The 22,027-nt window shown below is 50.1% G+C and carries 18 protein-coding genes; 7 read left to right on the top strand and 11 right to left on the bottom strand.

The window, feature by feature from the left end:
* Positions 1–41: 41 nt before the first annotated feature.
* Positions 42–1,025 carry a tRNA dihydrouridine synthase gene (locus HRI97_RS02645; RefSeq protein ID WP_253726351.1) on the bottom strand — a complete coding sequence of 328 codons (984 nt, stop codon included), beginning with the start codon at positions 1,023–1,025 and terminating at the stop codon, positions 42–44.
* A 149-nt stretch (positions 1,026–1,174) separates the two neighbouring features.
* Here HRI97_RS02645 and HRI97_RS02640 point away from each other — a divergent pair, with 149 nt between their 5' ends.
* From HRI97_RS02640 to sppA, 3 genes are read left to right on the top strand one after another with little or no spacing between them, the layout of a single operon-like run.
* The gene (locus HRI97_RS02640) at positions 1,175–1,960 is read left to right on the top strand and encodes a CYTH domain-containing protein (RefSeq protein WP_253726350.1); all 786 of its coding nucleotides are present in this window, start codon (positions 1,175–1,177) and stop codon (positions 1,958–1,960) included.
* A gap of 43 nt (positions 1,961–2,003) precedes the next feature.
* Entirely contained in the window at positions 2,004–2,765 is a 762-nt protein-coding gene (locus HRI97_RS02635; RefSeq protein ID WP_253726349.1) for a DUF975 family protein, read from the top strand.
* Positions 2,752–3,717 carry a signal peptide peptidase SppA gene (sppA, locus tag HRI97_RS02630; RefSeq protein WP_253726348.1) on the top strand — a complete coding sequence of 322 codons (966 nt, stop codon included), beginning with the start codon at positions 2,752–2,754 and terminating at the stop codon, positions 3,715–3,717. The genes HRI97_RS02635 and sppA overlap by 14 nt, the downstream gene beginning before the upstream one ends.
* Before the next feature lie 157 nt (positions 3,718–3,874).
* Here the strand turns inward: sppA and HRI97_RS02625 are convergent, their stop codons facing one another.
* The gene (locus HRI97_RS02625) at positions 3,875–4,483 is read right to left on the bottom strand and encodes a response regulator (protein WP_253726347.1); all 609 of its coding nucleotides are present in this window, start codon (positions 4,481–4,483) and stop codon (positions 3,875–3,877) included.
* Positions 4,484–4,698: 215 nt separating this feature from the next.
* On the opposite strand from HRI97_RS02625, the gene HRI97_RS02620 reads away from it, so the two are divergent.
* From HRI97_RS02620 to HRI97_RS02610, 3 genes are all read left to right on the top strand, one after another.
* Entirely contained in the window at positions 4,699–5,847 is a 1,149-nt protein-coding gene (locus HRI97_RS02620; protein ID WP_253726346.1) for a P-loop NTPase, read from the top strand.
* A 3-nt stretch (positions 5,848–5,850) separates the two neighbouring features.
* Positions 5,851–6,831, top strand: coding sequence for a prolipoprotein diacylglyceryl transferase (gene lgt, locus HRI97_RS02615; RefSeq protein WP_253726345.1), 981 nt, complete (start codon positions 5,851–5,853; stop codon positions 6,829–6,831).
* 659 nt (positions 6,832–7,490) lie between these two features.
* Entirely contained in the window at positions 7,491–8,501 is a 1,011-nt protein-coding gene (locus tag HRI97_RS02610; RefSeq protein WP_253726344.1) for a DUF6588 family protein, read from the top strand.
* Between the two features lie 143 nt (positions 8,502–8,644).
* Here HRI97_RS02610 and flgE read toward each other — a convergent pair whose 3' ends face one another.
* The 7 genes from flgE to HRI97_RS02575 all read right to left on the bottom strand — a co-directional run bounded on the left by flgE (position 8,645) and on the right by HRI97_RS02575 (position 16,911).
* Positions 8,645–10,036 carry a flagellar hook protein FlgE gene (gene flgE, locus HRI97_RS02605; RefSeq protein WP_253726343.1) on the bottom strand — a complete coding sequence of 464 codons (1,392 nt, stop codon included), beginning with the start codon at positions 10,034–10,036 and terminating at the stop codon, positions 8,645–8,647.
* A 14-nt stretch (positions 10,037–10,050) separates the two neighbouring features.
* A complete protein-coding gene (gene flgD / locus HRI97_RS02600) occupies positions 10,051–10,494 on the bottom strand; it encodes a flagellar hook assembly protein FlgD (protein WP_253726342.1) in 444 nt (147 codons plus the stop codon).
* A 55-nt stretch (positions 10,495–10,549) separates the two neighbouring features.
* Positions 10,550–12,163 carry a flagellar hook-length control protein FliK gene (locus tag HRI97_RS02595; protein WP_253726341.1) on the bottom strand — a complete coding sequence of 538 codons (1,614 nt, stop codon included), beginning with the start codon at positions 12,161–12,163 and terminating at the stop codon, positions 10,550–10,552.
* Positions 12,164–12,207: 44 nt separating this feature from the next.
* Positions 12,208–12,831, bottom strand: coding sequence for a periplasmic-type flagellar collar protein FlbB (locus HRI97_RS02590; RefSeq protein ID WP_253726340.1), 624 nt, complete (start codon positions 12,829–12,831; stop codon positions 12,208–12,210).
* A 349-nt stretch (positions 12,832–13,180) separates the two neighbouring features.
* Positions 13,181–14,476, bottom strand: coding sequence for a hexokinase family protein (locus HRI97_RS02585; protein ID WP_253726339.1), 1,296 nt, complete (start codon positions 14,474–14,476; stop codon positions 13,181–13,183).
* A 143-nt stretch (positions 14,477–14,619) separates the two neighbouring features.
* A complete protein-coding gene (locus HRI97_RS02580) occupies positions 14,620–15,861 on the bottom strand; it encodes an SLC13 family permease (RefSeq protein WP_180486714.1) in 1,242 nt (413 codons plus the stop codon).
* Between the two features lie 18 nt (positions 15,862–15,879).
* Positions 15,880–16,911, bottom strand: coding sequence for a uroporphyrinogen decarboxylase family protein (locus HRI97_RS02575; protein ID WP_253726338.1), 1,032 nt, complete (start codon positions 16,909–16,911; stop codon positions 15,880–15,882).
* 152 nt (positions 16,912–17,063) lie between these two features.
* On the opposite strand from HRI97_RS02575, the gene HRI97_RS02570 reads away from it, so the two are divergent.
* Positions 17,064–19,079 carry an ATP-dependent helicase gene (locus HRI97_RS02570; protein WP_253726337.1) on the top strand — a complete coding sequence of 672 codons (2,016 nt, stop codon included), beginning with the start codon at positions 17,064–17,066 and terminating at the stop codon, positions 19,077–19,079.
* Positions 19,080–19,291: 212 nt separating this feature from the next.
* On the opposite strand, the gene HRI97_RS02565 is transcribed toward HRI97_RS02570, so the two are convergent.
* Positions 19,292–20,338, bottom strand: a complete 1,047-nt coding sequence (locus HRI97_RS02565; protein WP_253726336.1) for a YncE family protein — start codon at positions 20,336–20,338, stop codon at positions 19,292–19,294.
* Positions 20,339–20,348: 10 nt separating this feature from the next.
* On the bottom strand, positions 20,349–21,992 hold the full coding sequence (locus HRI97_RS02560) for an ABC-F family ATP-binding cassette domain-containing protein (protein WP_253726335.1): 1,644 nt from the start codon (positions 21,990–21,992) through the stop codon (positions 20,349–20,351).
* Positions 21,993–22,027 lie beyond the last annotated feature (35 nt).

The raw sequence follows: 22,027 nt of genomic DNA, 5'->3' as shown, positions 1-22,027 counted from the left end.
CGGTGCTCACGCACCGCTTTTTTATTACCATACATAGTATGTTACGACAGACACAACAATACGTCGCCTGCCTGTTTTTGAAAATAATCGCGGATGCGGGCGCGGGCATCGTCGGTGTCTTTTGCGTTTTGCATCTGCGTTTGAAAATAATGCGCAAACGAAAAACCGCGGCAGTAATACGCAAAAAAACGCTGCATGCGCGTTTTCCAAAATTCTTTCGGCTGATATTTTTCGAGCATATCGATAAAATCGAGGGCGAGCGCCCGGCGGTCGATCACCGCATCGAAGCTTTCGTGCCGCAAATCCGCGGCAAGTTCGGCAAAGAGCCACGGTTTTTCGATCGCTCCACGCGCGATCATAATGCCCGAAGCGTGGGGAGAAGCGCACAGGGCTTCGTGCATCGACCGCACATCGCGTACGCCGCCGTTTAAAACGACGGAAATGCCGTCACCCGCATATCTCAGGGCAAGGCGTTCGACATATTCCCGTCTGAGAGGCGAACGGTATTTTTCTTTGCTCGTGCGCGGATGCAATGCAAAAAGCGTTACGCCTTCGGATGCAAGCATATCGCACAACGAAAAAAATCGCTCGTCGGTAAAATGTTCGTTGCCGAGGCGGAGCTTTACCGAAAGCCTCTTTCCGGATCCCGAAAGCGCATCTTTTACGCTCCGCACCATAGCGCGAGTTTCGGAAGTATCTTTCGAAAGCCACGCCGCACCCGCGCCGCTTTTGACGATATCGGGAGCCGAGCATCCCATATTGATATCGATTCCGATACCCGGAAGCTCGGCGAGCATGGAAGCGGCTTTTGCAAGGTGTTCGGCTTTCCGTCCGGTGATCTGCCACACCGTTTTTTCAGGCGCGGGATCGGGAATGACATAGTATTTTTCAAAAGGACCGCCGTTGACGAAGGTGGCCGCGTTTATCATTTCGGAATAATATTCGTCGCAGCCGCCGAAACGGTCGACGAGGGTACGGAACGCCGCGTGGGTAACCGTCGCGACGGGTGCGCAGATCAATTTCATAGCGCTACTATATCACGTATTAAAAATCGGTAAAACAGACGCGGAAAACTTCGCGCTCAGTGCCCGTTGCAAGTATTGCAAGCGGCGGTATCGCAAACCGCAGGCGTTCGGACGCTTTTGTAAAAGGATGCACCGTGCTACAATGCGTTATGTACGAAATCGAACTGAAAGCGCATGTCGAAGACCGCCGTGCAGTCGCACGTGCGCTTGATTCTTTTGCCGATTATGCAGGCGCACTCATAAAGCGCGACATTTATTACCGGCTGCCCCTCGCTTGCGTGCCGGCCGATACGGAGAGGTCACCCTCGAAGCGCACTGACGCAAAAGTGCGTTCGGAAAACGCGGAGAAAAAAACGCATGTCGGCTGCCGCATACGGAAAACGGTGTACGAAAAAACGGGCGAAACGAAAATCACGTTTACGTACAAGCGAAAAGAATTGCGCAAAGATGCGGACAACATTGCAATCGAAGTGAACGACGAAAAAGAATGTATGCTTTCCGAAACGGATGCGATCGAATCGTTTATCGAAGATGCGGGCGGCCGCATTTCGCACGTAAAAGAAAAAATTATTAAAGAGTGGTATGCCGAAACGGAGGCGGGAGCGGCACACATCGAGCTGTGTACCGTGCCGCCGCTCGGAGACTTTCTCGAAATCGAAGTGCTCGCAAAAGACGATGCGCAGACCGAAAGCGCAAAACGCGCGATCCTGTCGATTTTCAAAAACTGCGGTATCGATGAAAGCGCGATCGAAAGCCGCTATTACAACGATATGATAGACGAAGCGAATGAGCGGAAAACTACGGACGTCGGCACTCGCAAGCCGCAAGCGGTAAGTGCAAGCGGCGGACAAAAATCGCGTGCAGCCGGCGCGCCTCCCGATAAATCGCAAGCGGCAAACGATGACAAATCGCAGACGGTCGCACACGTCGGTTGAAGAAAAGCGCATTATCGTTTATTATCGAGCGGAGGCCGGAATTATGTTCGACAGAAAAAAATATAAATCGTTTGCGCGTATTCAATTAAAAAATCGGAGGACGGTGCCCGCGCTCATGACGCTCATCACGGCGCTCGTCGTACTGCTTTTATCGCTTCCTTTAATTAAACTGTGGCTTGCAATGTATAGCGAACTTTTGAATGCCGCAGCCGCGAAATCAAGCCGCTATGTGCTCCAAAAGATCATAAGCAACTATCAAAAAGAGATCGAACGCATCGCATTTTTACCGTGGCTCGTGTTTTTTACAATAGCGGTCTGTGCGATCGCGCAATTCTGCGTGTATTTGAAAATGTCGAGAACCCCAAATCCCGTATCGTTCGGAGATTTTTTTGCGGGTTTTGCGCACTGGTTCCGCGCAATCCGAGCGGCGCTGTGGTGCTGGCTTTGGACGTATTTATGGATGCTCCTCTTTATCATTCCCGGTATCGTCAAAGCAATATCCTATTCGCAAACCTTTTTTATCGTTGCGGAATTCCCTCACGTGCCGGTAGTGCAGGCACTCGACATCAGCAAAAAAATCACTCGAGGGCATAAAGCAGACCTATTCGTTTTGTATTTGAGTTTTTTGGGATGGGATCTGCTTTGCGTTTTGACACTCGGTATCGCCTCTCTGTGGGTTGTACCGTATCAAACGATGACATGCGTAAACGCGTATCACGCGCTTATGAAAAGCGCGCTCGAATCGGGCGTCGTCACGACCGAAGATATCGGAGACGTTAACGGAGAACACTATGGCAAACAATAAAAAACGCGGCGGTACCGCCGTATTCATCGTCATTTTGCTCATTGCGGCGGGCATCGGCATCTACACGATAGCGACGGACAGTTCGCGATACGACGGAAGCGCGGGATTTTTTAACAATTTCATCGTGCGGAAAAATTATATCGCGTCGCTGTACATCGAAGGCGTCATCGAAACGGAAAATAAAACGTACAATCACGAATGGCTCATCGACACGATCCGTTCGCTCGAAGACGATGAAAAAAATAAAGCGATTTTACTGACCGTCGATTCTCCCGGAGGCGGCGTCTACGAATCGGACGAAGTGTATCTCGCTTTGCGCGATTACACCGAACATACCGGCCGGCCGGTCTATGCGTACATGACGACGCTCGCAGCTTCCGGCGGTTATTATATTTCGTGCGCGGCCGAGACGATATATGCGAACCGTAACACGCTCACCGGTTCGATCGGCGTCATCGCAAGCCAGTCGGTCGATATGACCGAACTGCTCAAAAAGCTCGGCGTCAAAGTGGAAACGATCACTGCGGGAAAAAACAAAAACATGCTCAACATCAATTCTCCGCTCACCGACGAACAGCGGGCCATCATGCAGTCGATCGCGGACGAAGCGTACGAACAGTTTACCGCCATCGTCGCAAAAAGCCGGGGCATGAAAATCGGCGAAGTGAAAAAACTTGCCGACGGCCGCATCTATACCGCGTCCCAAGCGAAAAAAAACGGACTCGTCGATGAAATCGGGACATGGGAAGATGCACTCTCGTCTCTTCGAAAAGAACTCGATGACGATGAAAGCGTCGTAACGACGTATCGTTACGAAAAAAAGGATTCGCTTTTGGAAATGCTTTCGGAAGCGGTGAGCAAAGCGGGAAAAACCGACGCGCTCATTCCCGATGCGATCCGGAGCGAACTCATGCTCGGCATTTCATATCCGGCGTACATTTACCGAAAGTAAAAATTATTAAAGTTGAATGCGGCAAGGATTGGAGGGGCCGGCGTAAGCCGGTTCCGAAGCGAGCATAAAGCGAGCGCAGGAATGAAGCCGAAAGGCGGAACCCCGAAAAGCCTGTTTTTTGCGATGCAATCGCAAAAAGCCGCCCTTATGAAATTTATCAATCTTTGAATACGCGGTCGACCGCGTCGGCGAGCAATTCGAGTTTGAGCGGTTTGCGAAAAAAATTTTCGATGCCGAGATCGACGATGCGCTTTTCGTCTTCTTTATCTTCGAGCGCGGTTACGACGATGACGGCGGGCTTCCCGTATGAATTGTCGGCGTTGATTTTGCGGCAGAGTTCGAAGCCGTCAACACCCGGAAGATCGAGATCCAAAACGACGCAGCGCGGTTTTTTCGAAAAAAGCTGCACACCCGCTTCGAAACCGTCGAACGCTTGCATTATCTCAAGCTCCGGAAAACGTTCGCGAAGAAATCGTGCGACAAGCGTGTTAAAGGTTTTATCGTCGTCGATGACGAGCAGCGTCGAAGAATCGTATGCCGCCCGATTCGTACACGCACTCAAAAGTTTCATCGAAATGTGCATATTGCGTTCGCTCATAAAATCCGCAAGGTCGTCGGGATATACGCGATACTGACCGCCGGGCGTTTTAAAGGCTTTGAGATAGCCGCTGTTTATCCAGTTGATCGCAGTTTGATTTACGACGCCGCAGATATTCGCGACTTCAAGAGCGGAATATATCACCGGTTTTTCAATTTTTTTCGCCATAGACTCTGATCCGTATTTCGATGCAACTTGCAGTATAACGCATTGCGGAGGAAAGAGCAATCGGTGAAATCGACACGAATATCGCCTGAGTTACCATCGGTTGTATTGCACGCGATCGGGAGCGGCGGCAACGGATCGATATTGTCGAAACCGTGTTGTCGAAACCGTATCAATACAGGGTATGCACAAAAGCGCGCGTGTGTTATAATAAGCGTATGCAAATCATTCCCGTTGCGAGCGGAAAGGGCGGCGTCGGCAAAAGCCTTTTGGCGGCGAACCTTTCGATTGCGCTCGGTCAGGCCGGCAAAAAAACAGTGCTTGCGGATTTGGATTTAGGTGCATCGAATCTGCATCTCGCTATCGGTCAGCACGTGGATCCGGCGGCAAGTCTCGGCGCGTGGCTCACCGACAAAGGCGAATTCGAAGACATCATCGTACCGACCGATTATGAAAACGTGAGCTTTATCGCGGGCGACAGTCAAATCCCCGGACTTACCTCTCTCAAGCCTTTTCAAAAGACGAAGCTCGTGCGCAGTTTTCAAAGCATCGACGCCGATTACCTCATCCTCGACTTGGGAGCGGGAACGCACCAGATCATCCTCGATATGTTTTTGCTTTCCGCACAGGGTATCATCGTAACCGCTCCGACGGTCACCGCGACGCTCAACGGCTATCTCTTTCTCAAAAACGCCGTCTTCCGCCTCATGTACACGACGTTTAAAAAAGGGACTGCCGGATACGACAGGCTCGAAGCGCTGCGCAAAGATTCAACGTCGCTCCAGCGGCTCTATATCCCCAAATTGCTCGAAACCCTCGACAAAGCCGACCCGGAAAACACCGCGCTCTTTTTGTCGCGCATGAAATCGTTCCGCCCGCGCCTCATCATGAATCTCATCGACGATCCGAAAGATGCGGACAAAGCGCAGCGCATACGCCGTTCGTGCAATCAATATCTCGGACTCGATATCGAATATTTGGGAATCATGTACCGCGATTCGCTGCAGGAAAAAGCGCTCGAAGCGCAGCTGCCGATCATCATATATAAACCGCAGGCGGTACTTTCGCAGGCGATCTACCGTATCGCAGAAAAAGTGCTCGCATCGGAAGCGCACAGTTTCGACGACGCTTATGCAGCCGATACGGACGGAGGTGCGACATTCCAAATGGCGGAAGAAGAAGCGAACGAAGATTACGACTACAAACTGTCGGTCATCGACGACTTGGTCGGAAGCGGTACGCTCACGGTCGGAGAACTCGCCGAAACGATTAAAACGCAGCAGTTCGAACTGACGCAGCTGAAAAAAGAAAACATATTGTTAAAATCGAAATTGGTGCAGGCTGCAGCCCAAGGCTTTAAGGTATAAGCGATGTTTTTACCCTTGTATTGCAATTATCCGTCGTGGATCCATCCCGAAATTTTTCCGGGCGTTCCCGTGCTCGGTCTTTTACGCTGGTACGGGCTCATGTACATATTCGCGTTCGGCACGGCGTTTTTCGTGCTGAAAAAAGAGATGAAAGAAGGCGCGCTCGACGGCAAAAATTACAAAGCGACCGAAGACGACATATTCGGTTTTATCGCTACGGGAATCGTGTTTTTGCTCATCGGCGCGCGCATCTTTTCGACCCTCGTCTACGATACGAGCGGCATGTACCGCGAGCGGCCGTGGCTCATCTTTTGGCCATTCGACACGGTAACGCACAAATTCACGGGCCTTGCGGGCATGTCGTATCACGGAGGCCTTATCGGAGGCCTTATCGGTACGATCGTGTGGTGCAGGCGGCACAAAAAAAACACGCTTCAATGGATGGACGCGATAGCAGCCGCGATTCCAGCGGGCTACACGTTCGGCAGGCTCGGCAATTTTCTAAACGGCGAGCTGTACGGAAGGATCACGACAATGCCGTGGGGAATCGTCTTTCCGCAAGCGGAAAAATTTTCGGCGAGCTTAAAATGGGTGCAGGATTTTACGGCAAAGATCGGCATGGAAATTACGGGAGCCACCGTAAACCTTCCGCGCCATCCGAGCCAATTGTACGAAGCGTTTTTTGAAGGCATCGTGTTGTTCGGCATACTGCAGCTTATCAGAAAACGTAAAATATGGGACGGCATGCTTTCGGCTGCATACGTTTTCGCTTACGGCGCATTCCGCTTCGTCATCGAATATTTTCGGGAGCCGGATGCAGATTTGGGTTTCCGCATCGGAAAGGATACGGCATCTCCCGTCTATATGAACGCTTCGCTCCTCAATTTTTCAACGGGGCAAATCCTCTGCTTTTTGATGATGCTTTCAAGTATCGTCTTCGCCGTCGCTTCTTATTGTTACGCGAAAAAAAATCGGAAAGGATAAGATACCGTAAACGATAAGCTTCGTTTGCAAAATTTGCACCGGCAATAAGACGGAATGTTTGTTTTCAAACGCTTTCCACTTCTTCTTGAAAGAAATAGATCTTAAGAAGATAGTAGTATACACAGGGATTACGCATGAAAAATGTATACACAGAAAAGAGACATAATATAAAATAAAAAAGGCGGAACGCGAGGCAGCGGAACTGCCGCCGAGCCGTTCAGACCGATGGCAAGCGAACTTTTTGGTAAAAAAGTTCGCGCAGTCCGATTCCAATCACGGTCTGCCGCGGCGAACGGCAGGGCTGCTGCCGGGAGTGCAGCCGATTTTTTACGGTAATGGTTATTTTCTGAGGAATATAGATTCTCATGCGTAAGCCCTGGTAGTATACATATTTTTGCTTGTCAACATTTTCGAATCCGTATATACTCAAAGCGCGTGTATCGCGTTTATAAAAAATGCGTTTCAAAATCGAACATTTAAACGAGCCGCTGAAATGGCGCGGCTCGTTTAATATCGAGTTTTCTTTCAGAAAACTCGCGGATATACCTGTGCGCCGTTCGGAACTTCGCGCTTACGCGCTCGTTGCGAAGCCCGCGCACCAATGCGGCATTTTCGGAAGTTGATACTTCCTGCAATGTCGCATTTATAGGAAGGTTTTTATGAGAGTACGTTCCGTTTCCGCTTTTACAGCGGCACTGCTTTTGTCCGCCGCTTCCGCTTTCGCATCGACTGCCGATATCGACAAAGCGTTCGAATCGCTTAACGGTACATTAACGGAAGTAGTACCCGAAACAACGATCCAGCTCGGCGTCTGGTCGGACGCTTATATCGGAAAACTTTTTCCGTCTTTTCCGCCGCACTTCGGAGCGGGCGTCAGCGCGGGGGGAACATTTATCGAAACGAAAGCATTGTCAAATGCGATCGGAACGATTATCACCGAAATCAACAGTCATGCTGCCGGTGCAACAACAGATTTCAACTTTACGGTTCCGGATCAAATCCCCCTGCCCTCCGCTTCGGTGCATGTGCGCATCGGAGGCTTCATCCTCCCCTTCGACATAGGCGTATACGGAGCCTACTTCGATTTGAATACGTTGAAATTCGAAGATTTTACCGGAACCGTAAACTACTATACGATAGGAGGAGATATCCGCTATGCTATCATGAAAGGAAGTACGACGCTTCCGAAACTGTCCGTCGGCGCGGGCTATATCCGTACGCACTTGGCGTTCTCCATGACCGGCGCATCAACGTATAGCGGAACGGTCGGCTCAACACCTGCAAGCGTTACCGCGAACGCGGATACGAATACGAGCTTTGATTTGAATACGATCTTCGTGCAGGCGCAGATTTCGAAAAAGTTTTTAATTTTGACCCCGTATGCCGGGGTGCGCGCCTACGTTACCTCGTCGAAAAGTCATTACGATTATTCATACTCGTCGACGTACGAAATCGGCGGAGTACCGCAAGGCAATGTCCCCGGCGGGAACGGCTCCTCTTCACGAGATTACGGTACGGACGCTTTCAATTTCGACTGGAACAATATCCGTCCGCAGCTCTATGCGGGACTCGGTTTAAATCTGCTCTTTGTCAATTGTACCGTAGGCGGCTCGTGGAATATGCGAAACAATCTGCTGAGCGCAAACGTAAACGTATGCATTAAAATATAACGACGCCTCTCGCCTGCACCGTTTTCGACCGTTTCGATATTTCCGATTTATTAATTAATAAATTAATTAATAATTTTATAAAAAAAGGCACGGCCGTTTCGGCCGTGCCTTTTTTTAGCATCGGAAACTCCGCCCGTCACTTATCAGCGCTTGAGCGATAAAATCGTTTCAAGCATCGAATCGGTCGTTTGAATCGTCTTTGCGTTCGATTCGAAACCGCGCTGCGTAACGATCATATCGGTGAGCTGTTCGGCCAAATCGACGTTCGACATTTCGAGTGCTCCGGAAAGCAGTTTGCCCTTTCCGGCCACTCCGCTTTCGCCGATCATCGCCTGCCCCGAATTGTTCGATTCGGTGTACGTATTGTCGCCCGCCTTTTCCAATCCGCGATCGTTCGTAAAAGAGGCCATCGCGATCTGTCCGAGCGTACGCACACTGCCGTTCGAATACACGCCCGTTATGACACCGTTCGAATCGATTTTGAAATTATCGAGGTAGCCCAGCGTGTATCCGTCCTGTGAAAACGCCTTTGTCGTCGACCGGGATGCGTCCTGCGTGATCGTGTCGGTCATGCTGCCGATCGTACCGATGTTGATGTTGAGCGTTTGCCGGTACGGATTGCCGTCCGCGTCGGGATTCGATTCGGGAACGGTAAACGAGGTCTGCAGCAAAATCTGTCCGTCTTCGTTCGATGCGACTCCGGCAGAATCTTCGACGGAAAGCAGGCGTCCCATATTGTCGAAAGATACGATAAACGTATTTCCCATGCCGTCGGTCGTATTGAGTCCGACTCTCGTCTGCGTAAAGTCAGCGTTGTCCGCATCGACGTTTACCGTCGCCTGCCACTGATTGACCGAGCCGGGAACCCTCGTAAAAGACACGGATAAAAGATGTTTATTGCCGAAACTGTCGTAGATTTCTTGTTCCGTTCCCCACGTACCGCGGATGATATCTTCCGCGTTCGCCTGTTCGGGAATGAGCGGCGTATTTTTATCGAGGTTACAACGGAATAAAACATTTTGCGTCGCGCGCGGCGGATCTTTCGACCCGACGGGAATAACGATATCCGTCGGAGTGGCGGACGTCGAAACGATTTCGATGCCGTTTACTTCCTGCGCCATCCAACCCTGCACACGCATACCGTTTGCGGGATTGACAAAGGTACCGTCGCGGTCGAGTGAAAAATCTCCGTTCCGCGTATAGTAGGACTGCTCGCCGTCTTTTAAGATAAAAAAGCCGTTGCCTTCGATCGCGATGTCGGTCGTCACTCCTGTCGTCTGTAAATTGCCCTGCGTAAAGATATTATCGACGGATGCGATCGTCATGCCGAGTCCCACTTCTTTCGGATTGACGCCGCCGAGTTCGTCGTTCGGACGAGCCGGCCCCGAAAGCTGCTGGGAAATCATATCTTGAAAATTGACGCGGGCACGTTTAAAACCGAACGTATTTACATTCGCGATGTTGTTGCCGATGACGTCCATGCGCGTCTGGTGATTTTGCAATCCCGAAACGCCCGAATACAGTGATCTCATCATAGAGCTGCCCCCGTTTAATTTCCGTAAATCGCGCTGATCTGATCCATCGTGTAGTATCTGCCGCCTACCATGACGCGCGGATTTTCTTCACGCGTTGCAGCCTGCACGACGCCCGTCGCAGTGGTATCTCCGACGTTGAGTGTAACCGTCTTTCCGAGCATCGAAGACGCTTCGGAAACTCTGAACACGCCCGCAAGCTTTGCAAACTCCGCACTCATGTTCGTCATCTGTTCAAGCGATGAAAACTGCGCCATCTGAGCGATAAACTCGGTGTTTTCGATCGGACTTGTCGGATCCTGATTCGACAGCTGCGCTATCAGAAGTTTTAAAAAGTCATCCTTGCCCAACGAATGATTGACCGTACGTCCTTTTACGCCAAGTTCTTTGTTGTAGCCGTTTACGGCAAAATCGACCGCCGCTTTGTCGGCTGCGCTCATGGTGGTGTTGATTCCGTCCATCATCTACCTCTGTCTTATCAATTAATAATTAATAATTTATCATACGATTAACAATCTACACAACGACATTTACCGCGTGTTCGCCTGCAATATAGCTTTCGCCCGAAGCCGCACTTCCTTCCGACGCAAACGCGTCTTCGTATCGTCCCGCATGCCGCGCATCGGCAAAGCCCCCGCCCGTTTCGCTTCCCGAAAAACTGCCGCCCGTTCCGGCCGACGAATAGGCTACGGTAAAACCGCCCGCTTCAAAACCGCTTTGTGCAAACGCAGTTTTAAGCGCATCGGCGCTTTCCTTAAACGCATTGTACGCTTCTTCGGAATGCACCGTAATTTGTCCGCTAACTACCTTATCGGAAAGCTGCAAGCTGATCTTGACATTTCCGAGCGATTCCGGACGCAGTACGAGGTTGATCGTTCCCGCGTTGTTGTCGCGCAAAACGATCGAACCCGCTTTTACGAAGTCGGATGCGTTTTGCCGTATTTGATTTGCGAGCATCGTTTGAAAGTTCGAACTTGCCGCCTGCGTGCTTTGACCGTTTGCAGGGAAAACGTTTTGTCGAACGCTCTCCGAAACGAACATAGTCAGTTCGGACGTATCGCCGACTTGAGTATCGATTTTTATCGATTTTTCCGATTCGGGTTTTACTTCGGAAAGACTTTCCGCCGTTTCCGTTCGAAGATCGGTGACGAGGATTTTACCGTCGGCATCGAATGCGCGCTCTCGCTTTGAGAGGACAGCATCATCATTTATTTCAAATGAAAACGCTTTTTCGTCCGAAAATCCGTCATCCGAAAATTCGCCTCCTTCAGTTTCACCGTCCGACAAATCGGTCGTATGCACAACAGCGCTTCCTATTTGAAACGGGACGGCTTCTTCGGAAACGGATAGGCTTTCGGCAAAAAAATCGTCCGCATCGCTTTCGGCGGTTCCGCCGGCTTCGGCATTTCCGACGCGCACGATTTCAAAATCGCGAGAGCCGTCGACGAGATATGCAAAATCCTGCAAGAGCGCGGCGCGTGCGGCATCGGTACCATCGACTACTTCCGCCTTTTCAAGCATTTCGGCATCGCCCGTTTTTCCGCGGCTTTCATCCTGCGTGTACTCAAAAGATTTTTTTTCGTTGAAATCCGAAGAAGTGTCGTCGTGTTGTTTTTTTACAACATTTTTTGCAGCGTCGATCGTTTCTTTTTTTGAGATATCTTTTGCAGCGGCGGTTTTGCTTTCTTTTTTCGTATCGGCGGCATCGTTCCGCACCGGTTTCGTCTTCAACACGTCTTCCCGTCTGAGATTCGTGAAAGCGCGCTTGCTTTCGCGAAGTCCATTCGCTCCTAAAAGCATATCCGATTTCGCATCTCGAGCGGAAGAATGTTCCGCACTTCCGGCACGGATCTTTTCGAAAGCTCCTCCATGCGCAGCCTTTCCGCCTGAGCGCGAAAGAGATTCGGATTTTCCGCGCGCTGAAAGTCCCGCACCCGAAAACGCATCGGAAACTTGCGCTTCGATTTTTTTGCCCTGTGCGCGCACAAGGAGCTTTGCGAATGAATGCTCTTCGTTTTTCGTACGCGATAAAAGAATTTTTTTTGAAAGCTGCGATGGAAGTGAGTCGATTTTATCGATTGCGTTTACTTTCGGAACTGCGCTTAGTTTTGCAACAGGGCTTCCCTGCATCGCCATCCTCCATTCGTGCAAACAAAGAATGACCGCAGGGAAGTTCAGTCAAGCGATTTCGGCTTGCTCACCATCTTCCGTTGGACTGCCGCAGCCCGCTCCGCCGGCATGAGTGAAAGCCAGTACGATGTCATCGAATACTGCTTTTTCACCGTCGCCATTTCTTCTTCTTTGCGCAAAACGTCGATCACGAGCTGATCGTCCATCGCCACAAGTTCCTGAACGGCCGCGGCGGGCGGCATATTGTACAGACGCGTTGCGATCTGTTCTATGTTTACTTCTTTATCATCGTACTTTTTTTGCAAATTGTTGAATGTTTTTTCGCGTTCTTCGAGCGTTTTTTCGCGTTCGGCAAGTTCGGCCGCAATCCGCTCGTTTTGTTGTCCCGACGCGGTCAATTCGCTCTCTTTTTGATCGAGTTCTTCCTTATAAAGCCTGAGCGCTTCACGCTGTTTGTCTATGCGATCCTGATCGATATCGTTGTTGAGCGGGCGAACGGCCGTCGTCGACGTCTGCGGCTCCCTGCCCAGCATACGATACAGCGGCGTAAACAGCGCCTTTGCGTGAATGATTCCCAAATAATCGAACCACAACAAGCCGCCGAGACAGAGAATGATAATCAGAAAAAGAAGGACAATCGATTTGCCTAAGTTTTTCCCTTTTGCCATCGTAACCCACCCGTTTGTATATTTGGTTCAATTTCGAGTTTTCTAAAACTCGAAATTTTCCAACCGTTTCACGCATCGCCAAAATGGCGAGTTTGGAAAACGGATAAAATCATGCTTTCGGCGAGGTTCCGGCTGCGTGCCGCTTTGAGCGTTAAGCTTACGGAAGCCTGCCCCCAAAAGCTCAACCGCGGCATATACACTGCGAGTTTGCGATGCAAACTCGGTAGTGAGCGCAGCGAACGAAGTTCTCGCCGAAAACACAGCGTTATGGATTGATACTTTCCAAACTCGACATTTTACCTACTTCCTACATCGGCGCTAATCCGACCGATATTGAGCGTTATTTTGTTTAACTTTCGATAAGCCCCGCGATCGCCGCTCCGAGCGTTATATCGTTTTCCCGCGAAATTATCTCCCAATAGAGGTCTCTCTCTTTCGTGAGCGCTTCTTCGAGATAGCCGTGTACGCGCCGGGCGAGCATATGCGTTTTAAAATACGTGCTGCCGTTGCAGAGTATGCACACGGGGCGAGAAGCGTTTTTCCCCTCACCGCTTTGAATGACGCAGGCTGCGAGGATGGCTGCGGCATAGCGGGCGGAGCGCTCCATAACGGCATCGAGGATCTGAAATATGCGATCGTAATCTTCGTCTGAAGCGCTTTCGGCGGCAAGGGCTCCGAGGGAAGCGTTCGTGCTGTACGGCGCGTGTAAAAACGCGTCGGCTTCGACGAGGGACAAAGCGGACAATGAGAGGATGCGCTTTGCGCACGCTTTTCCGAAAAGTCCTTCTTCCGCCGCAGCTTTCAACGCTTCAAATGCTACGTCCCCGAGGTAGCCGCCCGAACACTGTTTTTCCGTGCGGTATTTTCCGGGACTCAGCGTTTTCGCGTCGAGCGCGTCATCGAAATCGGAGCAGACTATAGCGCCGAATTTTCCCGATTCGCACACGACGATCTGCTTGGTAAAATCTTTTACGTCCGGCATCTTCGGCTGAATATACGCGGCGTTCAATCCCGTGCCGAGTATAAGACCGATGTAAGACGAATACTTTTTCCCCGCATCCGGCGTCGCAGCTCCCGCAAGAAGCGCCGCCACCGTATCGTTTAAGAGCGTGACACGCCGCAGCTTTTTCCATCCGCGCGCTTCGAGCGTTTTTTTGAGCGTTTCCCCGATACGGCAGCCGACGACTTCGGGCGCGTTTACTTCCTTCGTAAACCTGATGAGGATGCCGTCTCCGTCGTCGGTGATCTCCATCGGATACGAAAAACAAAAACCGATCGATTCGGCTTTATCTTTTAAGTGGTCTATGTTCGACGCGATTTCATCGAAAAAATCCGCACGTGAAAGCACCTTCGCAACTCCGGGCATCTTCGTCTTTTCGAGAAAATCGATCGACGCTTTTCCCTGCTCGTTGAACGACACGAGGCATGAACGGAAATTCGTTCCGCCCGCATCGATAACGATGACGCTCTTATCCGAAGCGGGATTTTCCGGCGGATTGCTGTACGTGCGTATCATATCCTGATAAACTTTTTGCCCGTGAAGACCGGAATTCATATCGTACAAAAGCGCATCGATCACCGAGTCGATATCGATGTGACGGATAAAATTATGTTTTGCCAAAAACGCGCTGACTGCCCGATTCATAGGCTTTCAGTATACCACAACGCGGCGAAAATGTGAATGACGCGCTCGACATGACGCATTCGATCGGCGGCGTATAAAAAAAGCGCCGATTGCATACGACGGTCGCAGTAATCGGCGCTCTCTTATTTTATTTTAATTCGCGTTTAGAGATAAATGATTGAACACAAAGCGGTCGTAACGATCCAAAATAAAATCAAAAGCGGCGCACCGCATTTCAAATAGTCTTTCATCGTATATCCGCCGGCTTCCCAAACCAAAAGGTTCGGTCCCGTCCCGAACGGAGTCGTAAACACACCCGAAGCGCAAACGGAAACGGCCATCGCTCCCGCAAGAGGATTTATATTCGCCGCTTGACACACCAATATGGCGATCGGCAGCATCAATACCGTTGCCGACGAGTTCAGCAAAAATTGGGTGACGACAAGCATGATCAGCGATATGGCGGCTATTAAAAGTACCGGCGGTAAACCGTGCAGCGCAGGACTGAGCAGATCGACGATGTATTTTGCAGCTCCTGTTTTAACCAAAGCTTTGCTGAGCGGGAAAATTCCGCCGACCAAAAAGACGGTCGTGACGCTGAACGATTTGATCGCATCCTGAGCGGATATACAGCCGGTAAGTACGACGAGCAGCGCTCCGAAAACACCTGCTATGTGCATCGGTACGATCTTTGTAGCCATCGCTATAACGACCGCCAAAAAGATGAGCGCGACGGTTATCATTTTAGCAGGATTTTTTTCGCTCTTTCTTTCGCCTTCTTTCGATTCTATATCTTTTACCGGCAACAGTTTCGTTCCGATAAGCGCCATGTAAATCATGCCGACGATGAGGAGCGGCAGGCCGATCTTCGTATATTCGAAAAAACCGAACTCGCGCAAGCCCATATCTTTGAGCATACCGTTCGCGACGATGTGCGGAGTCGTTCCGATTAATGTTATCGTACCGCCGAGCGAAGCCGCATATGCGAGCGCCATGAGCAATTTCGATTTAGGTACATTCGCTTTTTCCGCCATCGATCCGACGATCGGCATTAAACAGGCGGTCGTGCCCGTGTCGTTCAAAAATGCGGAAAGCCCTCCGCCGACGATCGACGTTCCGAGTATCAAGCCCCTTTCGGTTTTGCCGATGAGCCCGATTATTTTCCCGCCTATGTAATCGGCCAGTCCCGTTTTAAAGAACGCCTCCCCGACCACGACGAGTCCCATAAAAAATACTACCGTCGTATTTCCGAATTCCGCATACGCCGTACCGCCGTCTATTATCTTGAAGGCGGCTAAAACGGCAGGAATTGCAGCACCGATCAAAATCGGATGCACCGGTTGCCATACGAGCAAAATTATAACAACAACAAAAATGATGCATGTTATTATTGCCGGCATTGTCATGTTAATTTTCCTCCTTTTTTATACATTAACACTATTTCTGAATGCCCTCAGTTCCGCATCGCTTGTATGTATTGAAACGGAACAATAGGGCGCTAAAATAAACGGAATATCTTTATTGTCTTGTATTTCTTTTTCGGCAAGCTCACCGATCTTTTTTTCGGCACCGGTTCCGAAAATCATTTCATCGACACCGCCCATCGGCACGATTTTTTTCAAAAACGTTTGAGACTCTTTTATGGACGGATTATCTTTGCCGCCCTGATCCCAATGCAAAATATCGATCGGATAATCGGAAAATCTCTGAGGATTGCTTTTGATGCCGCACGTATGATAGATGATCAATCCTCCGTCTTTTTTTACTTCGTTTAAGAATTTCAAATCGTATTTTTTTACATACGTTTCCCATTCGTCTTCGGTCATATATCCCGTTCTCGCCCACGAAATGCCCGCATAGAAAAAACCGTCTATACCCGTCTTTTTCAATTCTTTCCAGTAGGCGATATACGTATCGGTGATATTTTCCAAGGCAGCTTCCAATTCCTTGCCTCTGTTTTTTATGATGTCGAAAATTTTATTATCTTTTCTGTCGGCGGGAAAATGACGCCGAACGAAGGGACATTCGAACACATTCGTTACGACCGTCAGCGGCGTAAACAGCGTATGCACGGTCGGAATATCTTCTTCCGACTTTTCTTTAATGAGCCTTGCGGCTTCGACATGGTCTTTAAGCGTTTGATTGCTCATGTCTTTTTTATCGAAAACGGACAGATCGTCGAAGCTCGTCGCTCTTGCGATTTTTTTAGGAAATATTTCCTGCACGTAATTTTCGTAGTCGAAAACGTCACCCCATACTTCCTGCATAAAAACCGCCGAGGGATGGATTTTCATAATATCCCAGTCGTATTTTTTTTGCCAGTCCAACATAATGTCGGCCAATTCCGCAGGCTTTCTTTCCCGCTTCGGAAAATGCCTGTATGCGGTAACGGGCGGTCTGTCCAGCAGCTCGCCGTGCAATACGCATTCAAGTCTTTGTCGTTTTGAAAGTCCCATAATTTTTTACCCTCGATTTTTAAAACTCTCTGAAAAACCCGTTAGATATTTCCGGCCATTGTAACAGCACTTCTCCCCGTTGTCAAATGATTAAAAAAATTATTTAAAAAATTACTTGCATAAAGAGCGCTCCGAGTGTTACACTGTGCGCCATGCCCGAACTCGACATACATGCATTGAAAACGGAACTCAATCCCGAACAGCTGCGCGCCGTCACGACGATAACAGGTCCTATTTTGATTATCGCCGGAGCGGGAAGCGGCAAAACAAGAGTCATCACGTATCGCATTGCGCACATGCTCGATGAAGGCATTCCGCAAAGCGCGATCCTTGCGCTGACCTTTACGAATAAAGCCGCGCGCGAAATGGAAGAGCGTGTCAAATCGCTGACGGGCAAAAAGCTGCAAAACCTCACGGTGTCCACGTTTCACGCATTCGGCGTGCGCATTCTCAGACAGGACATCGCCAAACTGGGCTGGCGGGAAAATTTTTCGATTTACGACGAAACCGACAAAGCCTCCCTCATCAAAGAAAGCGCGCGGGAACTGCAGTTCACATCCGACGCGCTCGACTTATACAAAATCGCAAACCTTTTTTCAAACATAAAAACCGGGCGCAAAAATTGGGAAAGCGCAAACGATATGTACCGAGCGCTCTACGAATCGTACGAGCAGGGATTGAAGCTGTACAATGCGGTCGACTTCGACGATCTCATCATGCTGCCGATCCGCCTGTTCCGTGAACACCCCGACGTGCTTGCAAAATACCGTTCTCGCTACACGTACATCATGGTCGACGAATTTCAGGACACGAGCCGGCAGCAGTACGAGCTCATGCGTCTCCTTGCCGATAAAAACATCGCGGTCGTCGGAGACGACGATCAGTCGATCTACAGCTGGAGAGGCGCCGATTATCAAAACATCGTACAGTTCGAAAAAGATTTTCCGGGTGTGAAGGAAATCCGCCTCGAGCAAAACTACCGTTCGACCGAAACCATTTTAAGCGCGGCGAACGGCGTCATATCGCACAACACGAACCGCAAAGACAAAAAACTGTGGAGCGGCAACGGTTCGGGAAAGCCTATCGAACTGTTTATGCCGGAAAACGAAAGCGCCGAAGCGGATTTTATCGCCGAAAGCATTCAAGGCATCGCGATGGAAGAGAGGCGTACATACGACGATTTCGGCATACTCATGCGCGCAAACTCGCAGAGCCGCGCGATCGAAGAAGCCCTGCTTCAAGCGAACATTCCCTATACGATGAGCGGCGGTACGAGTTTTTTCGAACGGCTCGAAATAAAAGATATCGTAAGCTATCTGCGCGTCGCGGCAAATCAAAGCGACGACATCAATCTGCTTCGGATCATCAATACGCCGCGGCGGGGCATCGGGAGGAGTACGATTTCGGCGATAAACGAAACGGCAAAGCAAAATGCGAGCACGCTGTGGGATGCGATCCGCTATCTGCAAAAAGATCCCGCAGGAGCGCTTTCCGATTCGGCAAAAAAATCGCTCGGAGAATTTATCGATACGATCGAAGGCGCAAGGGCGAAGCTTTTCGGCGGTCGGGGGCTTGCAAACAAAGTGCGCGAACTCATCGACGAGGTACAGTACCGCGACTACATCATCGGCGAATTTCAAAAAAACGAAAAAGCGGTGCGCTTTAAATTGCAGAATATCGAAACGCTGCTCATGTCGATCGAAACGTGGGAAAACAATCCCGACAATTTCGATCCGAGTCTGTTCAATTATTTGAACCGCATTACGCTCTTGAGCCGCGACGACATCGAAGACGACGACGGCAAAGGCAAAGTCAATTTGATGACGATCCACGCGTCGAAGGGGCTCGAATTTCCCGTCGTGTTTATCGCCGGTGCGGAAGAAGGGCTTATGCCGCACGCGCGTTCCGTCGAAGAAACGGACGGAGACGTCGAAGAAGAGAGGCGCCTTTTTTACGTCGCGATCACGCGCGCACGGGACAAATTATTGATTACGTCGTGCCAAAAGCGGAGGCGCATGCAGGCGACGGTCGAATGCACGCCGTCGCGTTTTCTTGAAGAGATACCGGAAAACCTCGTCGAATATCACGAAGCGAAAAAAGCGGAGCCGGTGAGCGAAGATAAAGCACACGATTATTTTGCCGACATGCTGAAAAAACTCAAAAGCTGAAATCTCAGGCGGTGCAACGTCTGCAATGCACGGGAGCGAACCGGCGGGTGTGCGGTATGTACGCGCGCACAAACCGACGAGAATGCGTACGCTCGCGCGACTGCAACACACACGAGAACATGCGATTTGTATGAGCGGGAGTCCCTTGTGCAAAACGGTCGCTCACCGGCGGAAACTCCGTCGTTCGCCGCGGCACAGATCGCGCGCGGCTTTTAAAATTCGGACGGCGGTCTTATGCGGTAGAGTTCGATGTTCGCATCTTGAAAATTCGAAGAACACAGGTACTTGCCGTCGTTTGAAATGCCGAGTCCCGTCGGCTGATTGCCGCCTTCTATCTCCTGTACTATTTTCCACGAGTCGATATCGATGACGGAAAGCCTGCCGTTGACAGGACTGCGTTTCGTGTAATCTTCGGGATTGTTCGGTCCGCGGGAAGAAACGAAAAGATAGCTGCCGTAAAGGGCTATCGTATTCGGATTCGAAAAAACGCGTATCGAACGCGTAAACGTAAATTTTATTAAATCGATTTCATATACCGAACAGTGATACATATCGCTCACATAGGCTTTCGTCTCATCGGCATTTATAACGATATGGCGCATCGCAGCTTTTTCTTTTTCGATCGCTTGTATGAGAGAGCCCGATTCGGTATCGAATTTTTGGATGGAGCCGCCGCCGAAACACAAAACGATAAGAGAGATGCCGCCCGAAGTAAACGCCGTTCCGCGAGGCTCCTTTCCCGTCTTGAGCGTACGCACGAGGCTTCCCGTTTCGTAATCGATGAGGCTTACGGTATTCGACACCCAATTCGAAACGGCGAGCATATTTTTTTCGTTCGACCACGAAATGAATTTCGGCCAGACGCCGAACGTTTTTATTTCACGGCGGTACGTAAATCCGGGCCACACGTATTCGTAGATATAACCGGTCGTCATCTGCGAAATAAAAAACGCATTTTTTTCGGCGACGAACAGAGCTTCGGCAAAACCTTTTTGCGCCGAACGCGGAGGATACATCGCGCGCACACTTTGATCGCCGGTCTGTACAATTTGAAAGCCTGCGTCATCGAGGAGCGGCAGGGCTATGCAGCTTCCGTCGGGAGAAAAGACGACCTGCTTCGGCTGCTTTCCGCACGGAACGGTATGAAGCTTTGTGAGGATCGGAAAATCTTTCGGCTTTGCGCTTTCTCCTGAGACAAAAGACACGGCGCACAATAAAACCGAAAGCGAAAAAATCATCCGCACTTTTTTGGTCGCCATGTACCCTCGCTCACACGCGGTATTTGATTTTTTTGCCGGTGCCTTCGTAATATTTTTTTCGAAGCTCCGTCACCGTATCGTCTGCGATATAGTCGTCGAAGTTCATCATGCGGTCGATGACGCCGTTCGGCGTGATTTCGACGATGCGGTTTGCGATCGACGAAATGAATTCGTGATCGTGGCTGTTGAACAGCACGACGCCCGGAAAATCTTCAAGCGCGTTGTTGAGACTTTCGATCGCTTCCAAATCCAAATGATTGGTCGGATCGTCGAATATGAGCACGTTCGCATTCTGCAGCATCATCTTCGAAAGCATGCACCTCACTTTTTCGCCGCCGGAAAGCACTTTAACCGGCTTCAGCGATTCGTCGCCGCTGAAAAGCATCCTGCCTAAAAATCCGCGCACGTAAGCGTCGTCCTGTTCTTTCGAATACTGTTTAAGCCACTCGGTAATCGTCAAATCGTTTTCAAAATACTTGTTCGTGTCGCGCGGTAAGTAGGAATAACTCGTCGTCTGTCCCCAAAACACTTCACCCGAATCCGCCTTCTTTTCACCTGCGATGATGTCGAAAAACGCCGAAATGGAATTGTGTTCGATACCGACGAAGGCGACTTTATCGGTACGGTTTACGATGAGCGAAAAATCTTTCAAAAGCTCGACACCGTCCTGAGCGTAATTGAGCTTTTTCACTTCGAGCGTGTTGTTGCCGATGGCGCGCTCTTGAGCAAAGTGAATGTACGGAAATTTTCTGCTCGTGACGGGAAGCTCTTCGAGGGCAAGCTTATCGAGCACTTTTTTGCGGCTCGTCGCTTGCCGGCTTTTCGCCGCGTTCGACGCAAAGCGCTGGATAAATTCTCTCAAGTCGGCCATTTTGTCTTCGCGCCGTCTCGCCTGATCTTTCGCCTGCTTTTGCAGCATTTGGCTCATCTGATACCAAAAATCGTAATTGCCGGAAAACTGCGTGATCTTTCCGTAATCGATATCGCAGATGACCGTACACACCGTATTGAGAAAGTGGCGATCGTGACTGACGACGATGACGATGTTTTCAAAGTCGAGCAGAAAATTTTCGAGCCACGTAATCGATTCGATATCGAGACCGTTCGTCGGCTCGTCGAGCAGCAGTATGTCGGGATTTCCGAAAATCGCCTGCGCGAGGAGAACGCGCACTTTTTGACTTTCGTCCAAATCGCTCATCGCTTTGTCGTGATATTCTTCTTCGAGACCGAGGCCGGAAAGCATCTGCTCGATTTGATTTTCCGCTTCGTAGCCGCCGAGTTCGCCGAACTCCGCCTCGAGTTCCGACGCTTTGATGCCGTCTTCTTCGGAAAAATCCGCTTTCGCGTAAATTTCGTCCCGCGCCTTCGTGCATTCGTAGAGTTTCGGATAACCCATCATCACCGTTTCTTTGACGGAATAATCGTCGAACGCAAAGTGGTTTTGCTGCAAAACGGCCATACGCTTTCCCTGCGCCATAGCTATGGTGCCGGTATCGTGTTCGAGTTCTCCCGAAAGCACTTTCAAAAAAGTCGATTTTCCGGCTCCGTTCGCGCCGATAATGCCGTAGCAGTTGCCCGGCGTAAATTTCACATTGACGTCTTTAAACAGCGGCTTGTCGCCGAATTTGACACTGACATCGGATACGGTTATCACTCACAGCTCCCTTGATAATATAAATAAATTGAACG

The sequence above is a fragment of the Treponema socranskii subsp. buccale genome (assembly GCF_024181585.1).
Classification (GTDB): Bacteria; Spirochaetota; Spirochaetia; order Treponematales; family Treponemataceae; genus Treponema_D; species Treponema_D buccale.
The sequence above is the reverse complement of the archived record's forward strand: the minus strand, read 5'-3'. Positions and strand labels throughout refer to the sequence as shown.